This is a genomic window from Rathayibacter sp. AY1A7 (assembly GCF_002930845.1).
In the GTDB taxonomy this organism is placed as follows: domain Bacteria; phylum Actinomycetota; class Actinomycetes; order Actinomycetales; family Microbacteriaceae; genus Rathayibacter.
Genome location: NZ_PSTL01000005.1, coordinates 114,768 through 134,073 on the forward strand (window position 1 = coordinate 114,768; position 19,306 = coordinate 134,073).

The window sequence follows — 19,306 nt, forward strand, 5'->3', positions numbered from 1 at the left end:
TGCCCCGGACCGCGGCGCGGGCGGGCCGCGAGTACGCTGGGGGGACTCCGACCCCGTACGCCTGAGGACCGCCATGCCCCGCACCGTGAAGCTCGCCGTCATCCCCGGAGACGGGATCGGGCCCGAGGTGACCGCCGAGGCCGTCAAGGTCCTCGGCGCCGTCACCGCCGACTCCGACCTGGTGCTCGAGACGACCACCTTCTCGCTCGGCGCCGCCCGCTACCTCGAGACCGGCGACGTCCTCACCGACGAGGACCTCGCGGCGATCGCGGGGCACGACGCGATCCTCCTGGGCGCCGTCGGCGGAGCACCGGGCGACCCGCGCCTCCGGGACGCGAACATCGAGCGCGGGCTGCTCCTGCGGCTGCGCTTCGAGCTCGACCACTACGTCAACCTGCGGCCCACCCGTCTCTACGCGGGCGTCCCCTCGCCGCTCGCGGCTCCCGGCGAGGTCGACTTCGTGGTCGTCCGCGAGGGCACGGAGGGCCCCTACGTCGGCACCGGCGGCTCGATCCGGCAGGGCACCCCGCACGAGGTCGCCAACGAGGTGTCGGTCAACACCGCCTACGGCGTCGAGCGCGTCGTCCGCCACGCGTTCAAGCTCGCCCGCATGCGCCGCTCCCGGCTGACGCTCGTCCACAAGACGAACGTCCTCGTCTTCTCCGGCTCGCTCTGGAAGCGGATCGTCGACGAGGTGGGGGCCGCCTTCGAGGACGTGGCCGTCGACTACCTCCACGTGGACGCCGCCACGATCTTCCTCGTGACCGACCCTGCTAGGTTCGACGTCATCGTCACCGACAACCTCTTCGGCGACATCCTGACCGATCTGGCCGGCGCGATCAGCGGCGGCATCGGACTCGCGGCCTCGGGCAACATCAACCCCGACGGCGCGTTCCCCAGCATGTTCGAGCCGGTCCACGGATCCGCGCCCGACATCGCCGGACGGCAGCTCGCCGACCCGACCGCCGCGATCCTCTCGGCGGCGATGCTGCTGGACCACCTCGGCCGGAGCGACGAGGCCGCCCGCGTCACCGCGGCCGTGACCGCCGACATCGAGTCGCGCGACGGCACCCCGCGCTCCACGGCCGCGATCGGCGACTCCGTCGTCGCCCGCCTCCGCTGATCCCCCGCAGAAGGACACCACCACGATGAGCACCGACTCCGCCCCCGCCGACCTCGCCTTCGAGGTGACCGCCGCCCCCGCGCCCCGCTCCGCCGAGGAGCGCGCCCGGATCCTCGCGAACCCCGGCTTCGGCATGCACTTCACCGACCACATGGTCGGCCTCCGCTGGACCCGCACGGACGGCTGGCACAGCGCCCGCGTCGAGCCCTACGGCCCGCTCGCGCTCGACCCCGCCGCCGCCGTCCTGCACTACGCGCAGGAGATCTTCGAGGGGATGAAGGCCTACCGCCACGAGGACGGCTCCGTCTGGACCTTCCGCCCCGAGGCGAACGCGCGCCGCCTGCAGCGCTCGGCCCGCCGCCTCGCGCTGCCGGAGCTCCCGACGGACCTCTTCGTCGAGTCGCTGCGGCAGCTGATCGCGGTCGACGGCGACTGGGTCCCCTCGGAGCCGGAGACCAGCCTCTACCTGCGCCCGTTCATGTTCGCGCAGGAGGCGTTCCTCGGCGTGCGCGCGGCCGAGGACGTCGGCTACTACGTGATCGCCAGCCCCGCCGGCGCCTACTTCTCGGGCGGGGTCGCACCTGTGTCGATCTGGCTCTCCACCTCCTACGCCCGGGCGGGCAAGGGCGGCACGGGAGCGGCGAAGACGGGCGGCAACTACGCCTCCTCCCTCCTTCCGCAGCAGGAGGCCTACAGCCACGGCTGCGCGCAGGTCCTCTTCCTCGACTCGCAGGAGTCGCAGTGGATCGAGGAGCTCGGCGGCATGAACGTGGTGCTGGTGAAGAAGGACGGCACGCTGGTCACCCCGGAATCGGACTCGATCCTCGAGGGCATCACGCGCGACAGCGTCCTGCAGCTCGCCGAGGACCGCGGCCACCGCGTCGAGCGGCGCCGCGTGAGCATCGACGAGTGGCGCGACGGAGTGGCCTCCGGCGACGTGGTCGAGGTGTTCGCCTGCGGGACCGCCGCCGTGATCACCCCGATCGCCGAGCTCAAGGGCGAGGGCTTCTCCGTCGGCCGCGAGGGCGCGCCCGCCGGGGAGCTCACGATGTCGCTCCGCGAGGAGCTGACCGGCATCCAGTACGGACGCCGCGAGGACACGCACGGATGGATGACGAGGCTGGACGCATGAAGATCGCACGATTCGCCACGCAGCGCGACGGGGACAACGGGGGAGCGATCCACTTCGGGATCGTGGACGAGGACGACCTGGTCGTGCTCGCCGGCGACCCGATGTTCGCCGGGTTCGACACCACGGGGGAGCGCATCCCGATCGCGGAGGCGAAGCTCCTCGCGCCGGTGATCCCGCGCTCCAAGATCGTCGGCATCGGGAAGAACTACGCCGACCACGCGGCCGAGATGGGCGGCGACGCCCCGGCGGAGCCGCTGGTGTTCCTCAAGCCGAACACGTCGGTCATCGGCCCGGACGAGGCGATCGTCCTCCCCGAGGACAGCCAGCAGGTGGAGTTCGAGGGCGAGCTGGCGATCGTGATCGGCGCCGTGGCCCGCAACGTCCGGGCGGAGGACTACGAGGACGTGGTCTTCGGGTACACGATCGCCAACGACGTCACCGCACGCGACCTCCAGCGCTCCGACGGCCAGTGGGCGCGGGCGAAGGGCTACGACACCTTCTGCCCGCTCGGACCGGTCATCGAGACCGAGTTCGTCTGGAACGAGAGCGCGATCGAGACGCGCGTCAACGGGCGCGTGCAGCAGTCGGGCAGCACCGGCGACATGATCCACGGGGTGCCCGAGCTCGTCGCCTACGTCTCGCGCATCTTCACGTTGCTCCCCGGGGACGTGATCCTCACCGGGACGCCCGCCGGCGTCGGGCCGATCGCGAACGGGGACACCGTCGCGGTGGACGTCGAGGGCATCGGCACGCTGTTCAACCCGGTGGTCGTCCGGCGCTGAGCCCGGGCCCTCCTCCGCGGAGGGACGAGCGCCTCCGGCCCGCAAGGATCCTCGGATCCGGCGGGCCGGACGCGTCCGAGCGGGACGTCAGTCGGCGCTCGCCGGGTCGCTGCCGACCGCGCCCTCGGTCTCGTCCGGCAGGTCGGCGTCGCCGGAGACGGTGTCCCCTCCGCTGTCGCCGTCGGTCACGGCGTCCGTGACACCGCGGTCGATCGCGGTGCCCCCGGGAGCGGCCCCCAGGGCGGAGGCGTCGGCCGCGTCCTCGCCGGGCAGCACCGTCTGCGCGCCGCCGGTGTTCGGGACGGCGTCGCCGCCGGATCCGGGAAGGTCCTCGTTCACGTTCTGGTCGGCCATGTCGGCTCCTCTCGTCGGGTCTCCAGCCCAGCACGCGACGGGCCCCTCCGCAGGACGTTGACAGCGCGGGGACGAGGCGGCAGAGGCGGGCCGCGAGGCCGGGCGACGCGCCTTCACCGTGCTCCCCGGCGCTGTCAAGCGGACTGCCTCCGGGGCCGTCTGGTCGTAGCGTCGAGCTATGAACTCCTCCCGCACCGACTCCGTCAGCCGCATCGCTCGGGAGGACTTCGGCTGGTCGTCGCTGCTCCCCGGTCAGCGCGAGGCGATCGAGTCGGCGGCCTCCGGGCGCGACACGCTGCTGGTGCTGGCGACGGGCGGCGGCAAGTCCGCGGTCTACCAGATCGCCGGAGCCGAGCGCGGCGGCGTCGTCCTGGTCGTCTCCCCGCTCGTCGCCCTGCAAGCCGACCAGCTCGCCGCGATCGAGGCGGCTCCGGCGGCCCCGCCCGCCGTCGCGATCAACTCCTCCCAGGGCGCCGCGGCCGTCGCCCGCGCCTGGGACCGGATCGACGAGGGCGGCCCGCTCTACGTGCTCCTGGCGCCCGAGCAGCTCGCCAAGCCCGAGAACGTGGCGCGTCTGGCGGCCGCGGGAGTGTCGCTCCTGGTCGTCGACGAGGCGCACTGCGTCTCCTCCTGGGGCCACGACTTCCGCCCCGACTACCTCCGCCTGGCCGATGTGCGCGGCGAGCTCGGAGACCCGCCGGTGCTCGCGATGACCGCCACCGCCTCCGGGCCGGTGCGCGACGAGATCATCGAGCGCCTCCGGATGACCGACCCCGAGATCCAGGTGCACGGCGTCGACCGTCCGGAGATCCGGCTGGTGGTGCACCGCCACGAGAGCGAGAACGAGAAGCGCGCCGCCGTGGTCGAGGAGGCCCGCAGCTGGACGGCTCCGGGCCTGGTCTACGTCGCCACCCGCAAGGAGACGGAGGCCTACGCTGCCGACATCGCGGCGGAGGGGCGCCGGGTCGCGGCGTACCACGCCGGACTCAAGGTGTCCGAGCGCAAGGTCGTGCACGAGCAGTGGCGCGCCGGCGAGCTCGATGTCGTCGTCGCGACCTCGGCCTTCGGGATGGGCATCGACCGGGCCGACGTACGCTTCGTGCTGCACGCGACGACCACCGAGTCACTCGACGCGTACTACCAGGAGATCGGCCGCGCGGGCCGCGACGGCGAGCCGGCGACGGGCGCGCTGCACTACCGCGCCGAGGATCTGGGTCTCCGCCGCTTCTTCGCCAAGCGCTCGGTCGACAAGGCCGCGCTGCGCGTGATCTGGGCGGCCGTCTCGGAGCAGCCGGGGCTCGACTCCGCGGCTCTCGCGAAGGAGCTGGGGAAGCCGGCCCGCACGATCGCCCGGATCGTCAACGATCTCGCGGACGCGGGGCTGGTGGAGACCGGGTCCGGTCTGCGCGCCACGCGCGAGGCCTCGGGCGACGAGGCCGTGCACGCGGTGAAGGAGGCTCTGGCCTCCCGCGAGCGGATCGAGGAGTCGCGCCTGTCGATGATGCGCGCCTACGCGGAGACCAGCCAGTGCCGCCGCCGAGTCCTGCTGGACTACTTCGGCGTGGAGTCGGCCGAGTGGTGCGGCAACTGCGACGGCTGCGAGCGGCACGAGGCGAGCGGCGAGACCGTCGAGGCGCCCGTGGACGCCCCTCTGAGCGTCGACGAGTCGGTGGAGCACCGCGAGTGGGGCGCCGGCACCGTGATGAGCGTGGAGGCCGACCGGGCGACGATCTTCTTCGAGTCCGAGGGCTACAAGGTGCTGTCGTTCCAGGCGCTCGAGTCCGGCGTCCTGCGCGAGCGCGAGCACGCCTCCGCCTGACCCCGGCTCTCCGCGCCGGCCGATCGCCGGTCGCGGGACGCCGCTCCGGTACGGCAGGCACGGCGTGCCGTGCACCGGAGCGGCGTCCCGCTGAGGGTGGTCAGACCTTCGAGACGGCCGAGCTCACGTCGGTGGGCTTCTCGTAGTCGCCGTCCGGGATCGCACGGAGGGCCTCGAGGACGTCGCCGTCCGCGCCCTCCTTCTCGGCGGTCTCGACGATCGTGTCCTTCGAGGCGGGGTAGTCGATGCCCGAGAGGTACTTCTGGATCTGGATCGGGTTGGGTGCGTCCATCGTGCTGTCCTTTCGTCGCCTTGCTGAGTGTTACGAGTGCTCTTCGGCGAAGAGCCGGTCGAAGGCGTCGACGCGCCGGTCGGTGACCGTCGTGGGCGTCTCGAGGTGCACGGCGCCGCTGGGCACGAGGCCCGCGCCGCCGAAGCGTTCCATGACGCGCCACTGCGCGGCGACGTCCTCACCGCTGTGCTCCGGGGGCAGCTGCTCCCAGAAGTCGAAGCCGCCGACGGCCAGGAGGGCGTCGCGGCGGTAGAGGACGCACGCGCCCAGCCAGGCGACCCGGTACGCGCGCCAGGCGCCCTCCGGGACGTCGAGGCGGGCGGCGACGTGCGTGAGATTCGCCGCGTTGTGCAGCGGCCAGCGCTCGAACTCCGGGGTTCCGCGCCGCACCCGCTCGGGCTCCACGCGCTCCTCCCAGGTCTCGAACGACTCGGTCTCGTGAGGGCGCACGTCCTCGAGGTAGGACAGGCCCTGCACCGCGGAGCCGACGAAGCCGCAGTCGAGGCGCTCGAGGGCCTCGTGCAGCCGCGAGAGCGTGCCCGGCTCGAGCCACACGTCGTCGTCGAGGAAGAGGACGGCCGGGGCAGTGGCGAGGGAGAGGAGGTAGTGCCTCTGCTCCGCGAGCCCGCGCCGGGGCAGGTGCCGGCGCACCACCGGAGCCCGGCCCTGCGCCTCCAGCACGCGCAGCATCGCGAGGATCGTCGGGTCGCTCTCGGCGACCGCGTCGTCGGACTGGTCGCTCACGATCACGCGGAAGGGCGGGTCGTCCTGGGCGGCGAGTCCGGCGAGCGTGGCGGCGAGCTCGGCACGGCGGCCGACCGTCGGCACCAGCACGTCGATCAGCGGCTGCCGGGGAGCCTCGGGGACCCCCCAGCGCCCGGACCACCGGCGGCTGGTCACGGCGCGGCCGATCGGATGCGCTGGACCATCTCGGTCGTGGAGTGCTCCGAGACGTAGCCGACCGTGGTGACGACGCCCCCGTAGGAGCGGACGACGGCCGCCTCCGCGAGCATGTCGGGGTTGTAGTCCCCGCCCTTCACGTAGACGTCGGGCTGCACGCGCTCGAGCAGCGGGATGGGGGTGTCTCCGCCGAAGAGCGTCACGTAGTCGACGCAGCCCAGCTCGGCGATCACGCCCGCGCGGTCGCCCTCCGGGTTGATCGGCCGTCCCTCGCCCTTCAGCCGCCGGACGGAGTCGTCGTCGTTCACCGCGACCACGAGCACGTCGCCGAGCTCGCGGGCCTGGCGGAGATACGCCGTGTGGCCGCGGTGCAGGACGTCGAAGCAGCCGTTGGTGAAGACCACGCGGCGACCGCGGCGCGCCTGCTCCGCGAGGACCTCGACGAGGGCGTCCTCGCCGAGCACGACGGCGCCGGGAGCGGCGAGGGAGGCGAGCAGGTCGACGCCCGAGCAGACGGAGGTGCCGGGGCGCTGCACGACCACGTCGGCGGCGGCCTGCGCCAGATCGACGGCGGTGGCCAGGGAGCGGCCGGCGGCGAGGGCGAGGGTGGCGGTCGCGGCGAAGGTGTCGCCGGCGCCGGACGCCTGCTTCTCCTCCGCGGGCTGAGCGAAGGTGCGGCTGACCGTGCCGTCGGCGTCGAGGGCGGTGGAGCCGTCCCGGTCGAGGGTGACCACGACGTGCCGGGCGCCCGAGCGCGTGCGCAGCTCCTCGGCGGCGTCGCGCACGGCGGCGGCCCGCTCCGTCCCGCGGCCGAGGGAGCCGCCGAGCAGCCGCTCCGCCTCCTTGGCGTTCGGGGTGACGAGGTCCGGCCGGGCGAAGGCCCAGTCGGCGAGCTCGTGCGCGTCGATCACGAGGAGGCCGGGGCGCCCGACGGCGAGCAGGCGCTCGACGGCCTCGCGGAGGATCCCCGAGCCGTAGTCGCAGACCAGGACAGCGTCGGCGCCCGCGGCGGCCTCGGCGGCGGCACCGGCGAGCAGGGCCAGCTCGTCGTCGGCCGGGCGGTGCGGGCCGGAGTCGACGCGCAGCATCACGCTGTCGCCGCCGACCACGCGGGTCTTGATCGTCGTCGCGGCGCCGGTGCGGACGACCCGGGAGGTGTCCAGGCCGGCCCGCTCGAGCGCGCGCACGAGCCGGTCGCCCTCGGAGTCGCGTCCGGCCACGCCGACCGGGCGGACGACGGCGCCCAGCGCGCGCAGGTTGGCGGCGGTGTTGGCGGCCCCGCCCGCGACGTCGACGACGTCCTCGAGCCGCAGGACCGGCGCGGGCGCCTCCCGCGTGACGCGCTCCGCCTCGCCGAGCCACCAGGAGTCGAGGATGAGGTCCCCGATCACGGCGACGACCGGTGGGCGCTCGTGGACGTGCGCCAGGAGGGCGCTCGCCCGCTGGAGCGCCGAGCCCTCGAGGCTCATCGCGCGCCTCCCGGCAGAACGGGCAGGCCGAAGTGCACGACCGTGGTCGTGGTCATCTCGTCGAGCAGCTCCGGGCCGTAGCCGAAGCCGGAGCCGGACGCTCCGCGGGGCTGGGCGCTGCCGCCCGGCGCTCCTCCGAAGACGCCGTTGACCTTGACGGTGCCCACCGGCAGCGTCGCCGCGGCCCGATGGGCGTGCTCCATGTCGGCGGTGAGGATCGAGGCGGCCAGGCCGTAGGGGTTCGCGGCGGCCAGGTCCAGGCCCTCGTCGAAGGAGTCGACGACGCGGATCGGCGCGACGGGCCCGAAGGTCTCCTCCGTCATCACCAGCATCGACTCGGTGCAGTCCGCCAGGACAGTCGCGGGGTAGAAGGTGCCGTCCCCGGGGGTGCCGCCGGTGAGGGCGCGCGCGCCGCTGCCGAGCGCCTCCGTGACGTGCTCGTGGACGGCGTCGCGCATGCGGGCGTCGACGAGGCGGGGGAGCGGGCCCGCGCTCCAGCGATCGGCCTCGGCGACCAGCGCCGCCGTGAACGCCTCGGCGATGTCGCGGTGCACGTAGATCCGCTCGACGGAGGTGCAGATCTGGCCGGCGTTGGCGAAGGCGCCCAGCGCGGCCTGCTCGGCGGCCCAGACCGGGTCGACGTCGCGGTCGACGACGAGCGCGTCGTTGCCGCCGTTCTCGAGGATCACGTGCGCGCCGGTGACGGCGGCGACCCGGGCGAGCGCGCGGCCGGTGGCGGTCGAGCCGACGTGGGCGAGGACGTCGACGCCCTCGGCGCGCGCCAGCTCGTCGCCGACCGCCCCGTCGCCCTCGACCAGGGTCAGCACGCCCTCGGGCAGCGCCTCGGCGAGGATGCTCGTGAAGAGGGCGCCCGTCCCCGGGCTGCGCTCGCTCGGCTTGTGCACGACGACGTCCCCGGAGACGATCGCGGCGCCCAGGAGGCCCGCAGCGACGGCGACCGGGTCGTTCCACGGAGTGAGGGCGAGCACGACACCGCGCGGGTGCGGCAGGGCGAGATCGACGTTGAGGGCACCTCCGCGCAGGCTCCTCCCTCGGTGCAGCGGGCCGAGCTCGGCGTACTGGAGCAGCGTGTCGACACCGGCGCGGACGCCGCCCAGGGCGTCGCCGGCGGGCTTGCCCGTCTCCTGCGTGTTGAGGTCGGCGAGCTCCTGCTCGCGCTCGGCCACGCGGTGGGCGGCGGCACGGAGCAGGGCGCCGCGCTCGGCGGGCGCGGTGGCGGCCCACGCGGGGAACGCGGTCCGCGCGCGGCGGACGGCGTCGGCGGCGGTCGTGGCGGGGGTCGTGATGTCGATGGTCACGGTCACCTCTCGGTCGGGGGCGCCCGCGGAGTGGCGGACGCATCCGTCCGGTACCCGGGTGGTGCGCGCCTAGACACGCCGCCTCGGGAATCCGCCCCCGGATCGGCGACGAGGGCTCGCCGCCGATCCGGTTTCGGATCGGTCCCGGCGGGGAAGTGGAGGAGTGCACCGTCCCCGGAGCGGCGCCCGCGCGCCCTCCGCACCTGAGAGGAACCCGTCGTGGTCGCCATCGCCCCCCTCCGAGAGCCCTTCGCCGGAGTCGAGAGGATCGCCGTCCTGCGCGGCGGCGGACTCGGCGACCTGCTGTTCGCGCTGCCCGCCGTCGACGCCCTCGCGGCCGCCTACCCGGGAGCCGAGATCACCCTGCTCGGGACGCCCGCGCACCGGGTCCTGCTGACGGGCGTCGAGTCGCCGATCGCCGACGTCGAGATCCTGCCGGTGGCGCAGGGCGTCCGCGACGGAGAGGGGGAGGACCCCCGGGTCGTCGAGGACTTCACCGAGCGGATGCGCGCGCGCCGCTTCGACCTGGCCGTGCAGCTGCACGGCGGCGGGCGCTACTCCAACCCGTTCCTCCAGCGCCTCGGCGCGCGCCACACGATCGGGTCGCGCACCGACGACGCCGCGGAGCTCGAGCGCACGATCCCCTACGTCTACTACCAGCACGAGATGCTGCGGGCGCTCGAGATCGTCGGGCTGGCCGGAGCGCCCGCGACCCGCCTCGAGCCGGCGCTCGCCGTGGATCCGGAGCGGCGGGACCGCCTCGCCGCCGCGCTGCCCGCGGGCGGCCCGCTGGTGCTGATCCACCCCGGCGCGACCGATCCCCGCCGCCGCTGGCCCGCCGCCTCCTTCGCCGCCGTGGCGACGGAGCTGCTGGCCGACGGCGCGCGCGTGCTGGTGGTGGGCGACGCCTCGGACGTGCCCGCCGCCGACGAGATCGTCGCCGGGGCGCCGGGAGCGGTCTCCTGGGCGGGCGTCGTGGACCTCCCGGACCTCGCTCCGCTGCTCTCGCTCGCCGACCTCGTGCTCGGCAACGACTCCGGACCCCGCCATCTCGCCGCCGCGGTCGGCGCTCCGACGGTCGGGGTCTTCTGGGTGGGCAACGCGATCAACGCCGCGGCCCTCGGGCGGCAGCGCCACCGGGTGCAGCTGAGCTGGACCACGCACTGCCCGGTCTGCGGGCGTGACGCCACGCAGGTCGGCTGGACCGCTCCGCGCTGCGAGCACGACGTCACGTTCGTCGGCGACGTGCGCGTCGAGGCGGTGCTCGAGGACGTCCGCGGGGTGCTCGCCTCCACCCGCTGAACCGCGAGACGCCGCCTCGGTACGCGACGCGCCGGGGCGTGTGGACCGAGGTGGCGTCTCGCGGCGGGGGATCCGGGGCGCGCCCGGATCAGCGGATCACGGCCAGGACGGCTCCTCCTCGTGCGTGATGACGAGCTCGCGGACCTCGCAGCCGCGCGGCTGGCCGAGGACGAACATGACGGCGTTCGCCACGTTCTCCGGGTCGTTCAGCAGCGCGTCCGGACCCGGCTTGTACTGCTCGTCGCGGTCGTCGAAGAAGCGCGTCTTCATGCCCGACGGGATCAGCGTGGTCACGCCGATCTCGCCCTTGGTCTCGGCCGCGAGCGCGCGGGTGAAGCCGAGCACGCCGAACTTCGAGGCGCAGTACGCGGTCGCGTCCGAGACGGCCTTGATCGCGAGCGAGGAGGCGACGGTGACGACGCGGCCGTGCGTCTCGGTGAGGAAGGGCAGGGCCGCCCGGACGACGGCCGCGGTGCCGAGGAGGTTGACGGAGATGACGCGCTCCCACTCCTCCGGCTCCACGTCGACGAGGCGGCCGCAGCGGTCGATGCCGGCCGCGGTCACGACGGCGTCGAGCCCGCCGTGCTCGCGGGCGATCTCGACGACCGCCTTCTCGGCCTCGCGGGTCTTCGCGACGTCGACCTGGTAGGCGGCGACGCCCTCCTTCACCGACGAGACGTCGCGGTCGAGCACGATCGGCGTGCCGCCGGCGGCGGTGACCGCGGCGGCGACGGCCGCACCGAGCCCGGAGGCTCCTCCGGTGATCAGGACGCGGCCGATGGGGGTGGGAGTGGTGCTCATGGTTTCCTTCCGGGGGTGGTCTGCGGGCCTCGTGGGCCGCGGGTCAGCCGACACGCGCGAGCGCGGCGGCGAGATGGGTGGTCGAGCGGCCCGGGTGGTACGGCACGGTCAGGACCCGGCCGCCCCACTCCGCCACCGTCGCCGTCTCGGGGAGGGACTCGGCGGAGTAGTCGCCGCCCTTCACCCAGACGTCGGGGCGGATGCGGCGCAGCGCCTCGTCCGGCGTGTCCTCGCCGAAGACCAGCACGGCGTCGACGCACTCGAGCGCGAGCAGCAGGTCGACGCGGTCGTCCTCGGGGATGATCGGCCGCGCCGCGCCCTTGAGGCGCCGGACGGAGTCGTCCGAGTTGAGGCAGACGATCAGGCAGTCGCCGAGAGCGCGTGCGGCGGAGAGGGTGCGGGCGTGGCCGGCGTGGAGCAGGTCGAAGCAGCCGCCCGTCGCGACCACCGTTCCTCCTGCCGCGCGGACGGACTCGGCGACGCGCAGGGCGTCCACCCCGCCGCCGTGGAGGGGTGCGGCGTCGGCGGGAGCGGACAGTGAGGCGACCCCTCCCGCGAGGAGGTAGGCGCCGGCCGCGGCGACCGCCGCCTGCACCGCCTCCGACGTGCTCGCACCCTCGGCGAGGGCGACGGCGGCGGAGGCGGCGAACCGGTCGCCCGCGCCGCACGGGTCGGTGGGCGGCACGGCGACGGCCGGTGCGACGACCGGGACGCCGGCGCCGCGGGAGCGCAGCAGGGCGCCGGAGGATCCCATCGTCACGGTGACCGCACCGCAGCCCCAGCGCTCGAGGAGGGTGGTCGCGGCGGACTCGGCGCGCGTCACTCCGCGGCCGACGGCTCCCGAGAAGGCCGTGGCCTCGGCCAGGTTCGGAGTGGCGAGGGAGGTGGCGGCGACCGGCTGCGAGCCGCGCGGGTGCGGATCCCACACCAGCGGCACGGTGAGCGCGTCGAGCGCCGTGCGGAGCGACGGCTCCTCGGTCAGGCGGCGGCCGTAGTCGGCGACGATCACGGCGTCGGCGTCGGCGAGCGCGGCGAGCATGGCGTCGGTGACGCCGGGGACGGGCGGCGTCTCGCAGCCGCGGTCGATCCGCACGACGGCCTGGCCGGAGGCGGCGACGCGGGTCTTCACCGGCGTCGGCGCTCCCGAGGGCCCGGCGACCAGGCGGACGCCGGACAGCTCGGCGCGCAGCTCCGCCACGTCCGGATCCGAGTCCTCGGCGAGCGCGGTCACCAGCGTCACCTCGTGCCCGTCGCGGGCGAGCATCCGGGCGACGAGCCCGGCACCGCCGGCGCGGGCACTGCGGGCCGACACGTCGACCACGGGGACGGGGGCGTCCGGGCTCAGCCGCTCGGCGGGTCCGGAGAGGTCGACGTCGAGCATCACGTCGCCGACGACGACGAGGCGCAGGCGGCTCACGAGGCGGCCGCCGTCCGCGCGCGGATCCGGTGCTCGAAGGCCCGGCAGAGCGCGTGCACGAGCACCAGCTGCGCCTCCTGCACGTTGGAGCCGTGGCCCTCGAGAGCGATCGCCTCGTCGCAGAGCTCGGTGAGCGGGTTCGGCCCCTCGCCGGTCAGCGCCCACGACCGGGCGCCCGCCGCACGGGCGGCCTCCGCGGCGTGGAGGAGGTTCGCGCTGCGTCCGCTGGTGGAGAGCAGGACCACGACGTCGCCCGCCCGGGCGTGCGCGGTGACCTGGCGCGAGAACACGTGGTCGAAGCCGTAGTCGTTGCCGATCGCGGTCAGGCTCGACGTCTCGGCGTGCAGCGAGATGGCGGAGAAGGGGACGCGGTCGCCGTCGAAGCGGCCGACGAGCTCGGCGGTGAGGTGCTGCGCCTCCGCCGCGGAGCCGCCGTTGCCCGCGGCGAGCAGGCGCGCGCCGGAGTGCAGGCGGTCGGCGAGCTCGACGCCCCAGGCGGCGATCCTGTCGGAGTGGCGCTCCAGCTGCGCGACCGCGTCGAGCGCGCGCGCCACGTGGTCGCCGACGAGGCGCCGGGCGGCGCCGGCCGGGGTGTCCAGAACGGTGTCGATGGTCGCGGTGTCGATGGTCATCGTCGCGGAGCCGCCTTCCGGGTGGTGGGGGATGAGGGTGCGCTCGTGGCGCCGGTGAGGAGCGACTCGTCGCCGAGGCCGGCGAGGGTCGTGACGTAGGCGCGCTCGGTGTCGGCGGCGACGCGGTCCCAGGAGTAGCGGGACTCGACGCGCTCGCGTCCGGCGGCCCCGTAGGCGCGGGCGCGGTCGGGGTCCTCCAGCAGCGAGCCGAGGGCGGCGGCCAGGGCGACCGGATCGCGCGGAGGCACGTGGACCCCGGTGACGTCCTCGACCACGGTGTCGATCAGGCCGCCCACGGAGGAGGCGACGACCGGCACGCCGCAGGCCATCGCCTCGAGCGGAGTGATGCCGAACGGCTCGTACCAGGGCGCGCAGACCACGACGTCGGCCGAGCGGAGCATCGCGGGCATCTCGGTCTGCGAGAGCTGGCCGACGAAGTCGACGCGGTCCGCGACGCCGAGGCTCTCGGCCACGCCGTGCAGCCGCTGGTACTCGGGGTCCGCGGTCAGCGCGTCGCCGGAGCCGGAGCCCCCGACGACGACGAGCTCGGCGTCGTGGCCGGCCGCGACCAGGTGCGCGAGCGCCTCGATCGCGATGCCCATGCCCTTGCGCGGCACCAGGCGTCCGATGGTCATCAGCCGCGAGCGCTCGCCGCGGGGCGCGACCGGGCCCTCGACCGAGAACCGGTCGATGTCGACTCCGCAGGGCACCACCGAGATGCGCGAGGTCGGCACGCCGAGCCCCTTGAGCTCGAAGGCCTCGTCCGAGCAGGTGGCGACGACGCCGTCGGCCTTCTGGCCCACTCCGGGCTCGAGCCAGGCGCGCTCCTCGGGGCTGGTGTCGAGCGCGCCCTGCTGGCGGCGCTTGACCACGCCCAGCGCGTGGAAGGTGTGGAGGACGGGCACGCGCCGCCCGGTGGCGCGCTCCACCCGCTCGGAGGCGTCGAGCGCGGCGACCCCGGACATCCAGAAGTGGCTGTGCACGAGGTCCGGCCGCTCCTGCAGCCACTCCTCGGCGAGGTCGACGGCGAAGTCGCCCATGAAGGGCAGCAGCTCGTCCTTGGACACCCGGCGCGGCGGCCCGGCGTCGATGTGCACGACCTCGACTCCCGAGGTGAAGGGCACGCGCCGGGGCAGGGAGGGGTCGTCGCGGCGGGTGTAGACGACGACGCGGTGGCCGCGGCGGGCGAGCGCGTCGGCGAGCGCCGCCACGTGGACGTTCTGGCCGCCGGCGTCGACGCCGCCGAGGGTCGCCAGCGGGCTCGCGTGCTCCGAGACCATGGCGATCGTCAGCGCGGGCGCGGCGGAGAGGTGCTGCTTCATCGGGTGCTCCCTTCCAGAGCGGGCTCCGGCGACCGGCGTCCCGGGAGGTCGGCGAGGACCTCGTCCCAGTCGCGGTGGAACCGGGCGAGGCCGTAGCGCGCGAGCGCGGCCTCGCGGGCGACGGCGCCGGCGCGGGCGGCGCGCTCCGGGTCCTCGACGAGTGCCCGGGCCGAGGCGACGAGGGCGTCGAGGTCGTTCGAGACCGCTCCGGCCTCGGGCGGGACGGCGCGCCCCGCCTCCGTCACGTCGAGCGCGACGACGGGCATACCGAGGTGCATCGCCTCCAGCAGCGCGAGGCCGAGGGAGGTCCAGCGGAACGGGTGCAGGTAGACCCGGCGGCGGGCCAGGGCCGCGTGCATCGCCTGGGTGCGGACGTCGCCGAGGACCGTCACGTCCTCCAGGCCCGGCAGCTCGGCGAGCCGGTCGGTCTTCATCCCGAAGACGTCCAGCGGAGCGACCGCGCCGAAGCGGGGGAGCAGGTCGGTCCCGGCGACCCGGCCCCGGCGGACGGGCTCGTTGACGACCACGCCGAAGTGCGGCAGCTCGCCGGTGTAGAGGGGACCCGGGTCGTGGATCCCGTGCTCGATCACCGTCGTCCGCGTCGATCCGGTGTCCCACATCAGGGCGTTGAAGTGGGTGACGTGGACGATCAGCAGGTCGTCGCGGTCGGCGAGCGGGTGGCGGTTGTCCGGCACGTCCCCGCGGGGGGTGTTGTGCTCCACGTAGACGGCGGGCACGTCGCGGCCGAGGCGTCGCCCGAGCAGGCGCTCGGCCTCGGCGAGCTCCTCGGGCCTCTGGAGGAGGACCGCGTCGACGTCGGCGTCGTGCAGCTCCTCGGGGGCGATCTCGACGGCGCTCGGCCAGTCGCGGCCGCCGGTGCCCAGGCCCCAGCCGTCGCGGGCCGGAGTCGTGGGGAGCAGGTAGGTGTGGGCGCCGCGGACGAAGGCGTCCGCCCAGCCGCCGTGCACGTGCCAGAGCAGGATCCTCATGCGATGGCCTCTCTCGGGGAAGTCGTGGGTCGGAGTCGGAGGGCGGCGGCGACCGCCTCCTCGGCGCTCACCCCCGCGAGGCACGGATGGCCGGGGACGGGGCACACGCGGGCGCGCGAGCCGGCGCAGGGCGCCTGCTGGTCGCCGAGCAGCGCGACCGGGACGCCGTAGGGCGCCCAGCGCACGGCCGGGACGACCGGCGCGAAGAGGCTCACCACGGGGGTGCCGACCGCGGCGGCGAGGTGCGCGGGGCCGGTGTTGCCGCAGATCACGACGTCGGCGCCGGCCAGCACCTCGGCGGCGCCGGCGAAGTCCGTCGCCCCGCCGAGGTCGATGCCGCGGGAGCCCGCGACCTCGGCCGTGAGGGAGCGCTCGCCCGGGCCGCCGGTGACGACGACGGCGAGGCCCGCGTCCGCCAGCAGCTCGACGGCGCGGGCCGCGTTCGCCGCCGGCCAGGCGCGGGCGGGGACGGCTGCCCCGGGGTGCACGACCGCGTAGGGGCCGATCCCCTCGAGAGCGGCGGGCAGCACGCCCTCGCGGCGCACGCGGAGCCGTCCGTCGTCGCCGGCGGGCAGCGCGAAGCCGGCCGCCGCCGCGATCGCGAGCGCGCGCTCCGGCTCCGGCTGGTCCTCCTCGAGGGTCTCGCCCGGCACGAGGCGCACATCGAGCAGGGCGCCCGCGAAGTCGACCGAGGCGCCCGTGATGCGGGCGACACCGGCGAGGCGGAGCAGCAGGGCCAGCGGAAGCGGCGACTGGTGGAAGGAGGTGAGGATCACGGCCTCGTCCGGCGCGAACTCCTCGACGATCGCGCGCAGCTCGTCGACGAGCTCGGAGTCGACGGGGCGGGAGGCGTCGCCGATCCACGGGCACCACCAGGTGCGGACGGAGGAGGGACCCGGCAGCAGCGCGGCCGCGGGCGCTCCCTGCGGACCGCTCAGCAGCAGCACCTCGGCGTCGGCCGCGATCGCGCGGACGGCGGGTCCGCACAGCAGGACGTCTCCCGCGCTGTCCAGGCGGGCGACGAGCACGCGGCGGCTCACTCGACGTCCTCGTCGGGCTGCATCGCGAGCAGCAGCTCGACCGCCTCGAGGAGCGTCGCCGCCTGCAGCGGGGCGGCGTCCACCTCCTCGGCGCGGGTGATCGGAGTCGGAACCAGCACTCCACGGGCGCCGGCCGCGGCGGCGGCGCCGACGTCGGCCCCGATGTCGCCGATCACGGCGAGCGAGCTGGCCGGCAGTCCCAGCTGCTCGGCGGCGCCGAGCACCATGCCGGGCCGGGGCTTCCGGCAGGAGCAGCCGTCCTCCGGGCCGTGCGGGCAGAGCATCCACACGTCGAAGCCGCCGAAGAGCTCGTCCACGCGCCGGTTCACCGCGTCGGCCTGGCCGCGGTCGATGATCCCGCGGGCGATCCCGGACTGGTTGGTGACCACGCCCATGGCCAGCCCCGCCTCGCGCGCCCGCTCGACCGCCGCGAGGGCGGTGGGCATCGGGGAGACCTGCGCCGGGTCGCCGTTGTAGGGCACGTCGACCACGAGCGTCGCATCGCGGTCGAAGAGGATCCCCCGCAGGCGCGGGGCCCTCGCGCGCTCGTCGGCGCTCCGGGAGGAGGAGTCGTTCACCTTCTCCTCGTACCCCTCGACCGGGGATGTAAACCCCCTTCCGGGGAAGTCGGTCCCTCCGGGCGCGTCGCTCGCATCTGCGGGCGGCGCGTCTGAGGTGCGCGCAGCGGGGTACGGGGACTCCGACAGGAAGGAGGCGCCGTGCGCGCTCTCACCGCCCCGGACGGGACTCCGGAGATCCTCGCGCTGCGCGCCCTCAAGCTCGGCGACCTGCTCGTCGCCGTCCCGGCGCTCAAGGCTCTGCGCCGCGGCTTCCCGGACCACCGGCTGATCATGGCGACCACGCCCTGGCTCGAGCCGATCGTCGACCTGGTCGAGGGCGTGGACGCGCTCGTGCCCACCCTCCGCGGACTCGACGACCCGCTGCCGATGGCCGCCGGCCGGGTCGAGCTCGGCGTGAACCTCCACGGCAACGGCCCCGAGTCGCGGCTGCGGCTGCGCGAGATCGCGCCCGAGCGCACGCTCGAGTTCCGCGTCCCGGCGCTGGACCCGGGCGCGGGCCCGGAGGACCCGCGGCCGCTCTGGATCGACGGCGAGCTCGAGCGCGCCCGCTGGGCCCGCCTGGTGAACTCGATCGGTCTCGACGCCGACCCCGAGGACGTCGCGATCGCCGTCCCCGAGGAGCCCGCCTCGGCCCCCGGAGCCGCCGTCGTGCACATCGGGGCCTTCTACGGCTCTCGCGAGTGGCCGGAGGAGCGCTTCGCCGCGGTGGCGCGCGCCCTCACCGCCGAGGGGCACCGCGTCGTCTACACCGGAGGCGCGAACGAGGCCGACCGCGCCCGCCGCGTCGCCGAGCTCGCCGGCACGGGCGAGGTGCTGGCGGGGGAGCTCGCGCTCAGCGGGTTCGCCGCGGTCGTCGCGGCCGCCGAGGTCGTGGTGACCGTCGACACCGGGGCCGCGCACCTCGCCTCCGCGTACGGCGTCCCCTCGGTCGTGATCTTCGGTCCGGCACCTCCCGAGGCCTGGGGTCCTCCGGCCTCGGGTCCGCACGTCGTGCTGACCGACGCCTCCCTCCGCCGCGGCGACGTGTTCTCCGCCGAGCCGGACCCGGCGCTGCTCGCGGTCCAGGTCGACGACGTCCTCGCCGCCCTCTCGTCGCTCCCGTCGCGTGCCGAGGCCCACCTCAGGCGGACTTCAGCCGCGTCGCCGGTCGGACCGGAGTGACCGTGGCCACGCGGGCCCGGGGAGCGCGCGGCTGATGGCTGCGCGAGGGGGCGCCGAGCCGGTCGGCGAGCTGCGCGAGGATCCGCCGCTGCAGGCGCGAGACCTGCATCTGCGTCGTTCCCAGCGCGTCGGCGATCTGCTGCTGGGTCCGCTCCTCGACGAAGCGCATGCGCAGGAGCTCGCGCTGGCCCTCCTCGAGCCCGGCGAGGGCCTCGGCGAGCCCGTGCCGCCGGTCGATCTCGAGCAGCCGCTCGTCCTCGCCGCCGAGGGTGTCGCCCAGGCCGACGCCGCCCTCGCCCACGGTCTCGTCGAGGGAGAGCGGATGCCCCGCGAGGCGCGCGTCGGCCACCTCCGTCGCGTCCACTCCGAGGCGGCGGGCGATCTCCTGGTCGGTGGGGTGACGGCCGAGCTCCTGCGCGAGCTCGTCGGCGACGACGGCGGAGCGGCGGTGCAGCTCCTGCACGCCGCGCGGCGGCCGGATCATCCAGCCGAGGTCGCGGAGGTGGCGCTTGAGCTCGCCGGTGATCGTGGGGACGGCGAACGCGGCGAAGCTGTCGCCGCGCTCGGGAGTGAAGCGGCGGGCGGCCTTCACGAGGCCCACGTAGGCGACCTGGCGCAGATCCGCCCAGTCGCCTCCGCTCCGGGAGACCCGGCGGGCCATGGCCTCGGCCAGGCCCAGGTGGTCGAGCACGATGCGCTCGCGGATGCGCGCGCCCTCGGCGGCCTCCGCGCTCACCGCGGCCTGGAAGAGCGAGAGCGTGCGGGCGTCCTTCTCCTCCCGCGCCGCCTCGGTGAGGACGCTCGGACGGTCGGTGCGGGGGTCGAGATCGATCGTGCTCATCAGTGCTCCTTCCGGGCACGCTCGCGCGGA

General features: G+C 75.2%; 19 protein-coding genes. 6 read left to right on the forward strand and 13 right to left on the reverse strand.

The window, feature by feature from the left end:
• The first annotated feature begins 73 nt into the window (after positions 1 to 73).
• The 3 genes from C5B95_RS06520 to C5B95_RS06530 are packed head-to-tail and all read left to right on the forward strand — an operon-like array spanning position 74 to position 3,037.
• Complete coding sequence (locus C5B95_RS06520) at positions 74 to 1,123, forward strand: 3-isopropylmalate dehydrogenase (protein ID WP_104348747.1); 1,050 nt, start codon at positions 74 to 76, stop codon at positions 1,121 to 1,123.
• Positions 1,124 to 1,148: 25 nt separating this feature from the next.
• Positions 1,149 to 2,255 (forward strand): branched-chain amino acid aminotransferase, encoded by a 1,107-nt coding sequence (locus tag C5B95_RS06525; protein WP_104226252.1) that lies wholly within the window; start codon positions 1,149 to 1,151, stop codon positions 2,253 to 2,255.
• Positions 2,252 to 3,037: a fumarylacetoacetate hydrolase family protein gene (locus C5B95_RS06530; protein WP_104247446.1), complete on the forward strand. Its 786-nt coding sequence runs from the start codon at positions 2,252 to 2,254 to the stop codon at positions 3,035 to 3,037. Before C5B95_RS06525 ends, C5B95_RS06530 begins: the two co-directional genes overlap by 4 nt.
• A gap of 87 nt (positions 3,038 to 3,124) precedes the next feature.
• Here the strand turns inward: C5B95_RS06530 and C5B95_RS06535 are convergent, their stop codons facing one another.
• The gene (locus C5B95_RS06535) at positions 3,125 to 3,391 is read right to left on the reverse strand and encodes a hypothetical protein (protein WP_104348748.1); all 267 of its coding nucleotides are present in this window, start codon (positions 3,389 to 3,391) and stop codon (positions 3,125 to 3,127) included.
• A gap of 178 nt (positions 3,392 to 3,569) precedes the next feature.
• Between C5B95_RS06535 and C5B95_RS06540 the strand changes: the two genes are divergently transcribed.
• Positions 3,570 to 5,210 carry a RecQ family ATP-dependent DNA helicase gene (locus C5B95_RS06540; RefSeq protein ID WP_104348749.1) on the forward strand — a complete coding sequence of 547 codons (1,641 nt, stop codon included), beginning with the start codon at positions 3,570 to 3,572 and terminating at the stop codon, positions 5,208 to 5,210.
• Positions 5,211 to 5,310: 100 nt separating this feature from the next.
• On the opposite strand, the gene C5B95_RS06545 is transcribed toward C5B95_RS06540, so the two are convergent.
• The 4 genes from C5B95_RS06545 to C5B95_RS06560 are packed head-to-tail and all read right to left on the reverse strand — an operon-like array spanning position 5,311 to position 9,190.
• Positions 5,311 to 5,502 (reverse strand): DUF2795 domain-containing protein, encoded by a 192-nt coding sequence (locus C5B95_RS06545; protein ID WP_104223528.1) that lies wholly within the window; start codon positions 5,500 to 5,502, stop codon positions 5,311 to 5,313.
• Between the two features lie 30 nt (positions 5,503 to 5,532).
• Positions 5,533 to 6,402: a glycosyltransferase family A protein gene (locus C5B95_RS06550; protein WP_219812158.1), complete on the reverse strand. Its 870-nt coding sequence runs from the start codon at positions 6,400 to 6,402 to the stop codon at positions 5,533 to 5,535.
• The gene (gene rfaE2, locus C5B95_RS06555) at positions 6,399 to 7,871 is read right to left on the reverse strand and encodes a D-glycero-beta-D-manno-heptose 1-phosphate adenylyltransferase (RefSeq protein ID WP_104226256.1); all 1,473 of its coding nucleotides are present in this window, start codon (positions 7,869 to 7,871) and stop codon (positions 6,399 to 6,401) included. Before rfaE2 ends, C5B95_RS06550 begins: the two co-directional genes overlap by 4 nt.
• Positions 7,868 to 9,190 (reverse strand): aldehyde dehydrogenase, encoded by a 1,323-nt coding sequence (locus C5B95_RS06560; RefSeq protein ID WP_258059845.1) that lies wholly within the window; start codon positions 9,188 to 9,190, stop codon positions 7,868 to 7,870. Before C5B95_RS06560 ends, rfaE2 begins: the two co-directional genes overlap by 4 nt.
• A gap of 219 nt (positions 9,191 to 9,409) precedes the next feature.
• Between C5B95_RS06560 and C5B95_RS06565 the strand changes: the two genes are divergently transcribed.
• Positions 9,410 to 10,492 carry a glycosyltransferase family 9 protein gene (locus C5B95_RS06565; RefSeq protein ID WP_104233228.1) on the forward strand — a complete coding sequence of 361 codons (1,083 nt, stop codon included), beginning with the start codon at positions 9,410 to 9,412 and terminating at the stop codon, positions 10,490 to 10,492.
• A 96-nt stretch (positions 10,493 to 10,588) separates the two neighbouring features.
• Here the strand turns inward: C5B95_RS06565 and C5B95_RS06570 are convergent, their stop codons facing one another.
• From C5B95_RS06570 to C5B95_RS17410, 7 genes are read right to left on the reverse strand one after another with little or no spacing between them, the layout of a single operon-like run.
• The gene (locus C5B95_RS06570; RefSeq protein ID WP_104250150.1) at positions 10,589 to 11,293 is read right to left on the reverse strand and encodes an SDR family oxidoreductase; all 705 of its coding nucleotides are present in this window, start codon (positions 11,291 to 11,293) and stop codon (positions 10,589 to 10,591) included.
• A 43-nt stretch (positions 11,294 to 11,336) separates the two neighbouring features.
• Complete coding sequence (locus tag C5B95_RS06575) at positions 11,337 to 12,701, reverse strand: PfkB family carbohydrate kinase (protein ID WP_104250204.1); 1,365 nt, start codon at positions 12,699 to 12,701, stop codon at positions 11,337 to 11,339.
• 5 nt (positions 12,702 to 12,706) lie between these two features.
• Positions 12,707 to 13,342, reverse strand: a complete 636-nt coding sequence (locus tag C5B95_RS06580; RefSeq protein WP_104348751.1) for an SIS domain-containing protein — start codon at positions 13,340 to 13,342, stop codon at positions 12,707 to 12,709.
• A complete protein-coding gene (locus C5B95_RS06585; RefSeq protein ID WP_104239115.1) occupies positions 13,339 to 14,634 on the reverse strand; it encodes a glycosyltransferase in 1,296 nt (431 codons plus the stop codon). Before C5B95_RS06585 ends, C5B95_RS06580 begins: the two co-directional genes overlap by 4 nt.
• A gap of 26 nt (positions 14,635 to 14,660) precedes the next feature.
• Positions 14,661 to 15,653, reverse strand: coding sequence for a glycosyltransferase (locus C5B95_RS06590; protein ID WP_104337396.1), 993 nt, complete (start codon positions 15,651 to 15,653; stop codon positions 14,661 to 14,663).
• Positions 15,650 to 16,693: a glycosyltransferase family 9 protein gene (locus C5B95_RS06595; protein ID WP_219813827.1), complete on the reverse strand. Its 1,044-nt coding sequence runs from the start codon at positions 16,691 to 16,693 to the stop codon at positions 15,650 to 15,652. Before C5B95_RS06595 ends, C5B95_RS06590 begins: the two co-directional genes overlap by 4 nt.
• Entirely contained in the window at positions 16,690 to 17,271 is a 582-nt protein-coding gene (locus C5B95_RS17410; RefSeq protein WP_181068011.1) for an HAD-IIIA family hydrolase, read from the reverse strand. Before C5B95_RS17410 ends, C5B95_RS06595 begins: the two co-directional genes overlap by 4 nt.
• A 141-nt stretch (positions 17,272 to 17,412) precedes the next feature.
• On the opposite strand from C5B95_RS17410, the gene C5B95_RS06600 reads away from it, so the two are divergent.
• Positions 17,413 to 18,435, forward strand: a complete 1,023-nt coding sequence (locus C5B95_RS06600) for a glycosyltransferase family 9 protein (RefSeq protein WP_104348752.1) — start codon at positions 17,413 to 17,415, stop codon at positions 18,433 to 18,435.
• On the opposite strand, the gene C5B95_RS06605 is transcribed toward C5B95_RS06600, so the two are convergent.
• On the reverse strand, positions 18,395 to 19,276 hold the full coding sequence (locus C5B95_RS06605; RefSeq protein ID WP_104348753.1) for a sigma-70 family RNA polymerase sigma factor: 882 nt from the start codon (positions 19,274 to 19,276) through the stop codon (positions 18,395 to 18,397). The two genes, C5B95_RS06600 and C5B95_RS06605, sit on opposite strands and share 41 nt — an antisense overlap.
• Positions 19,277 to 19,306: the final 30 nt, after the last annotated feature.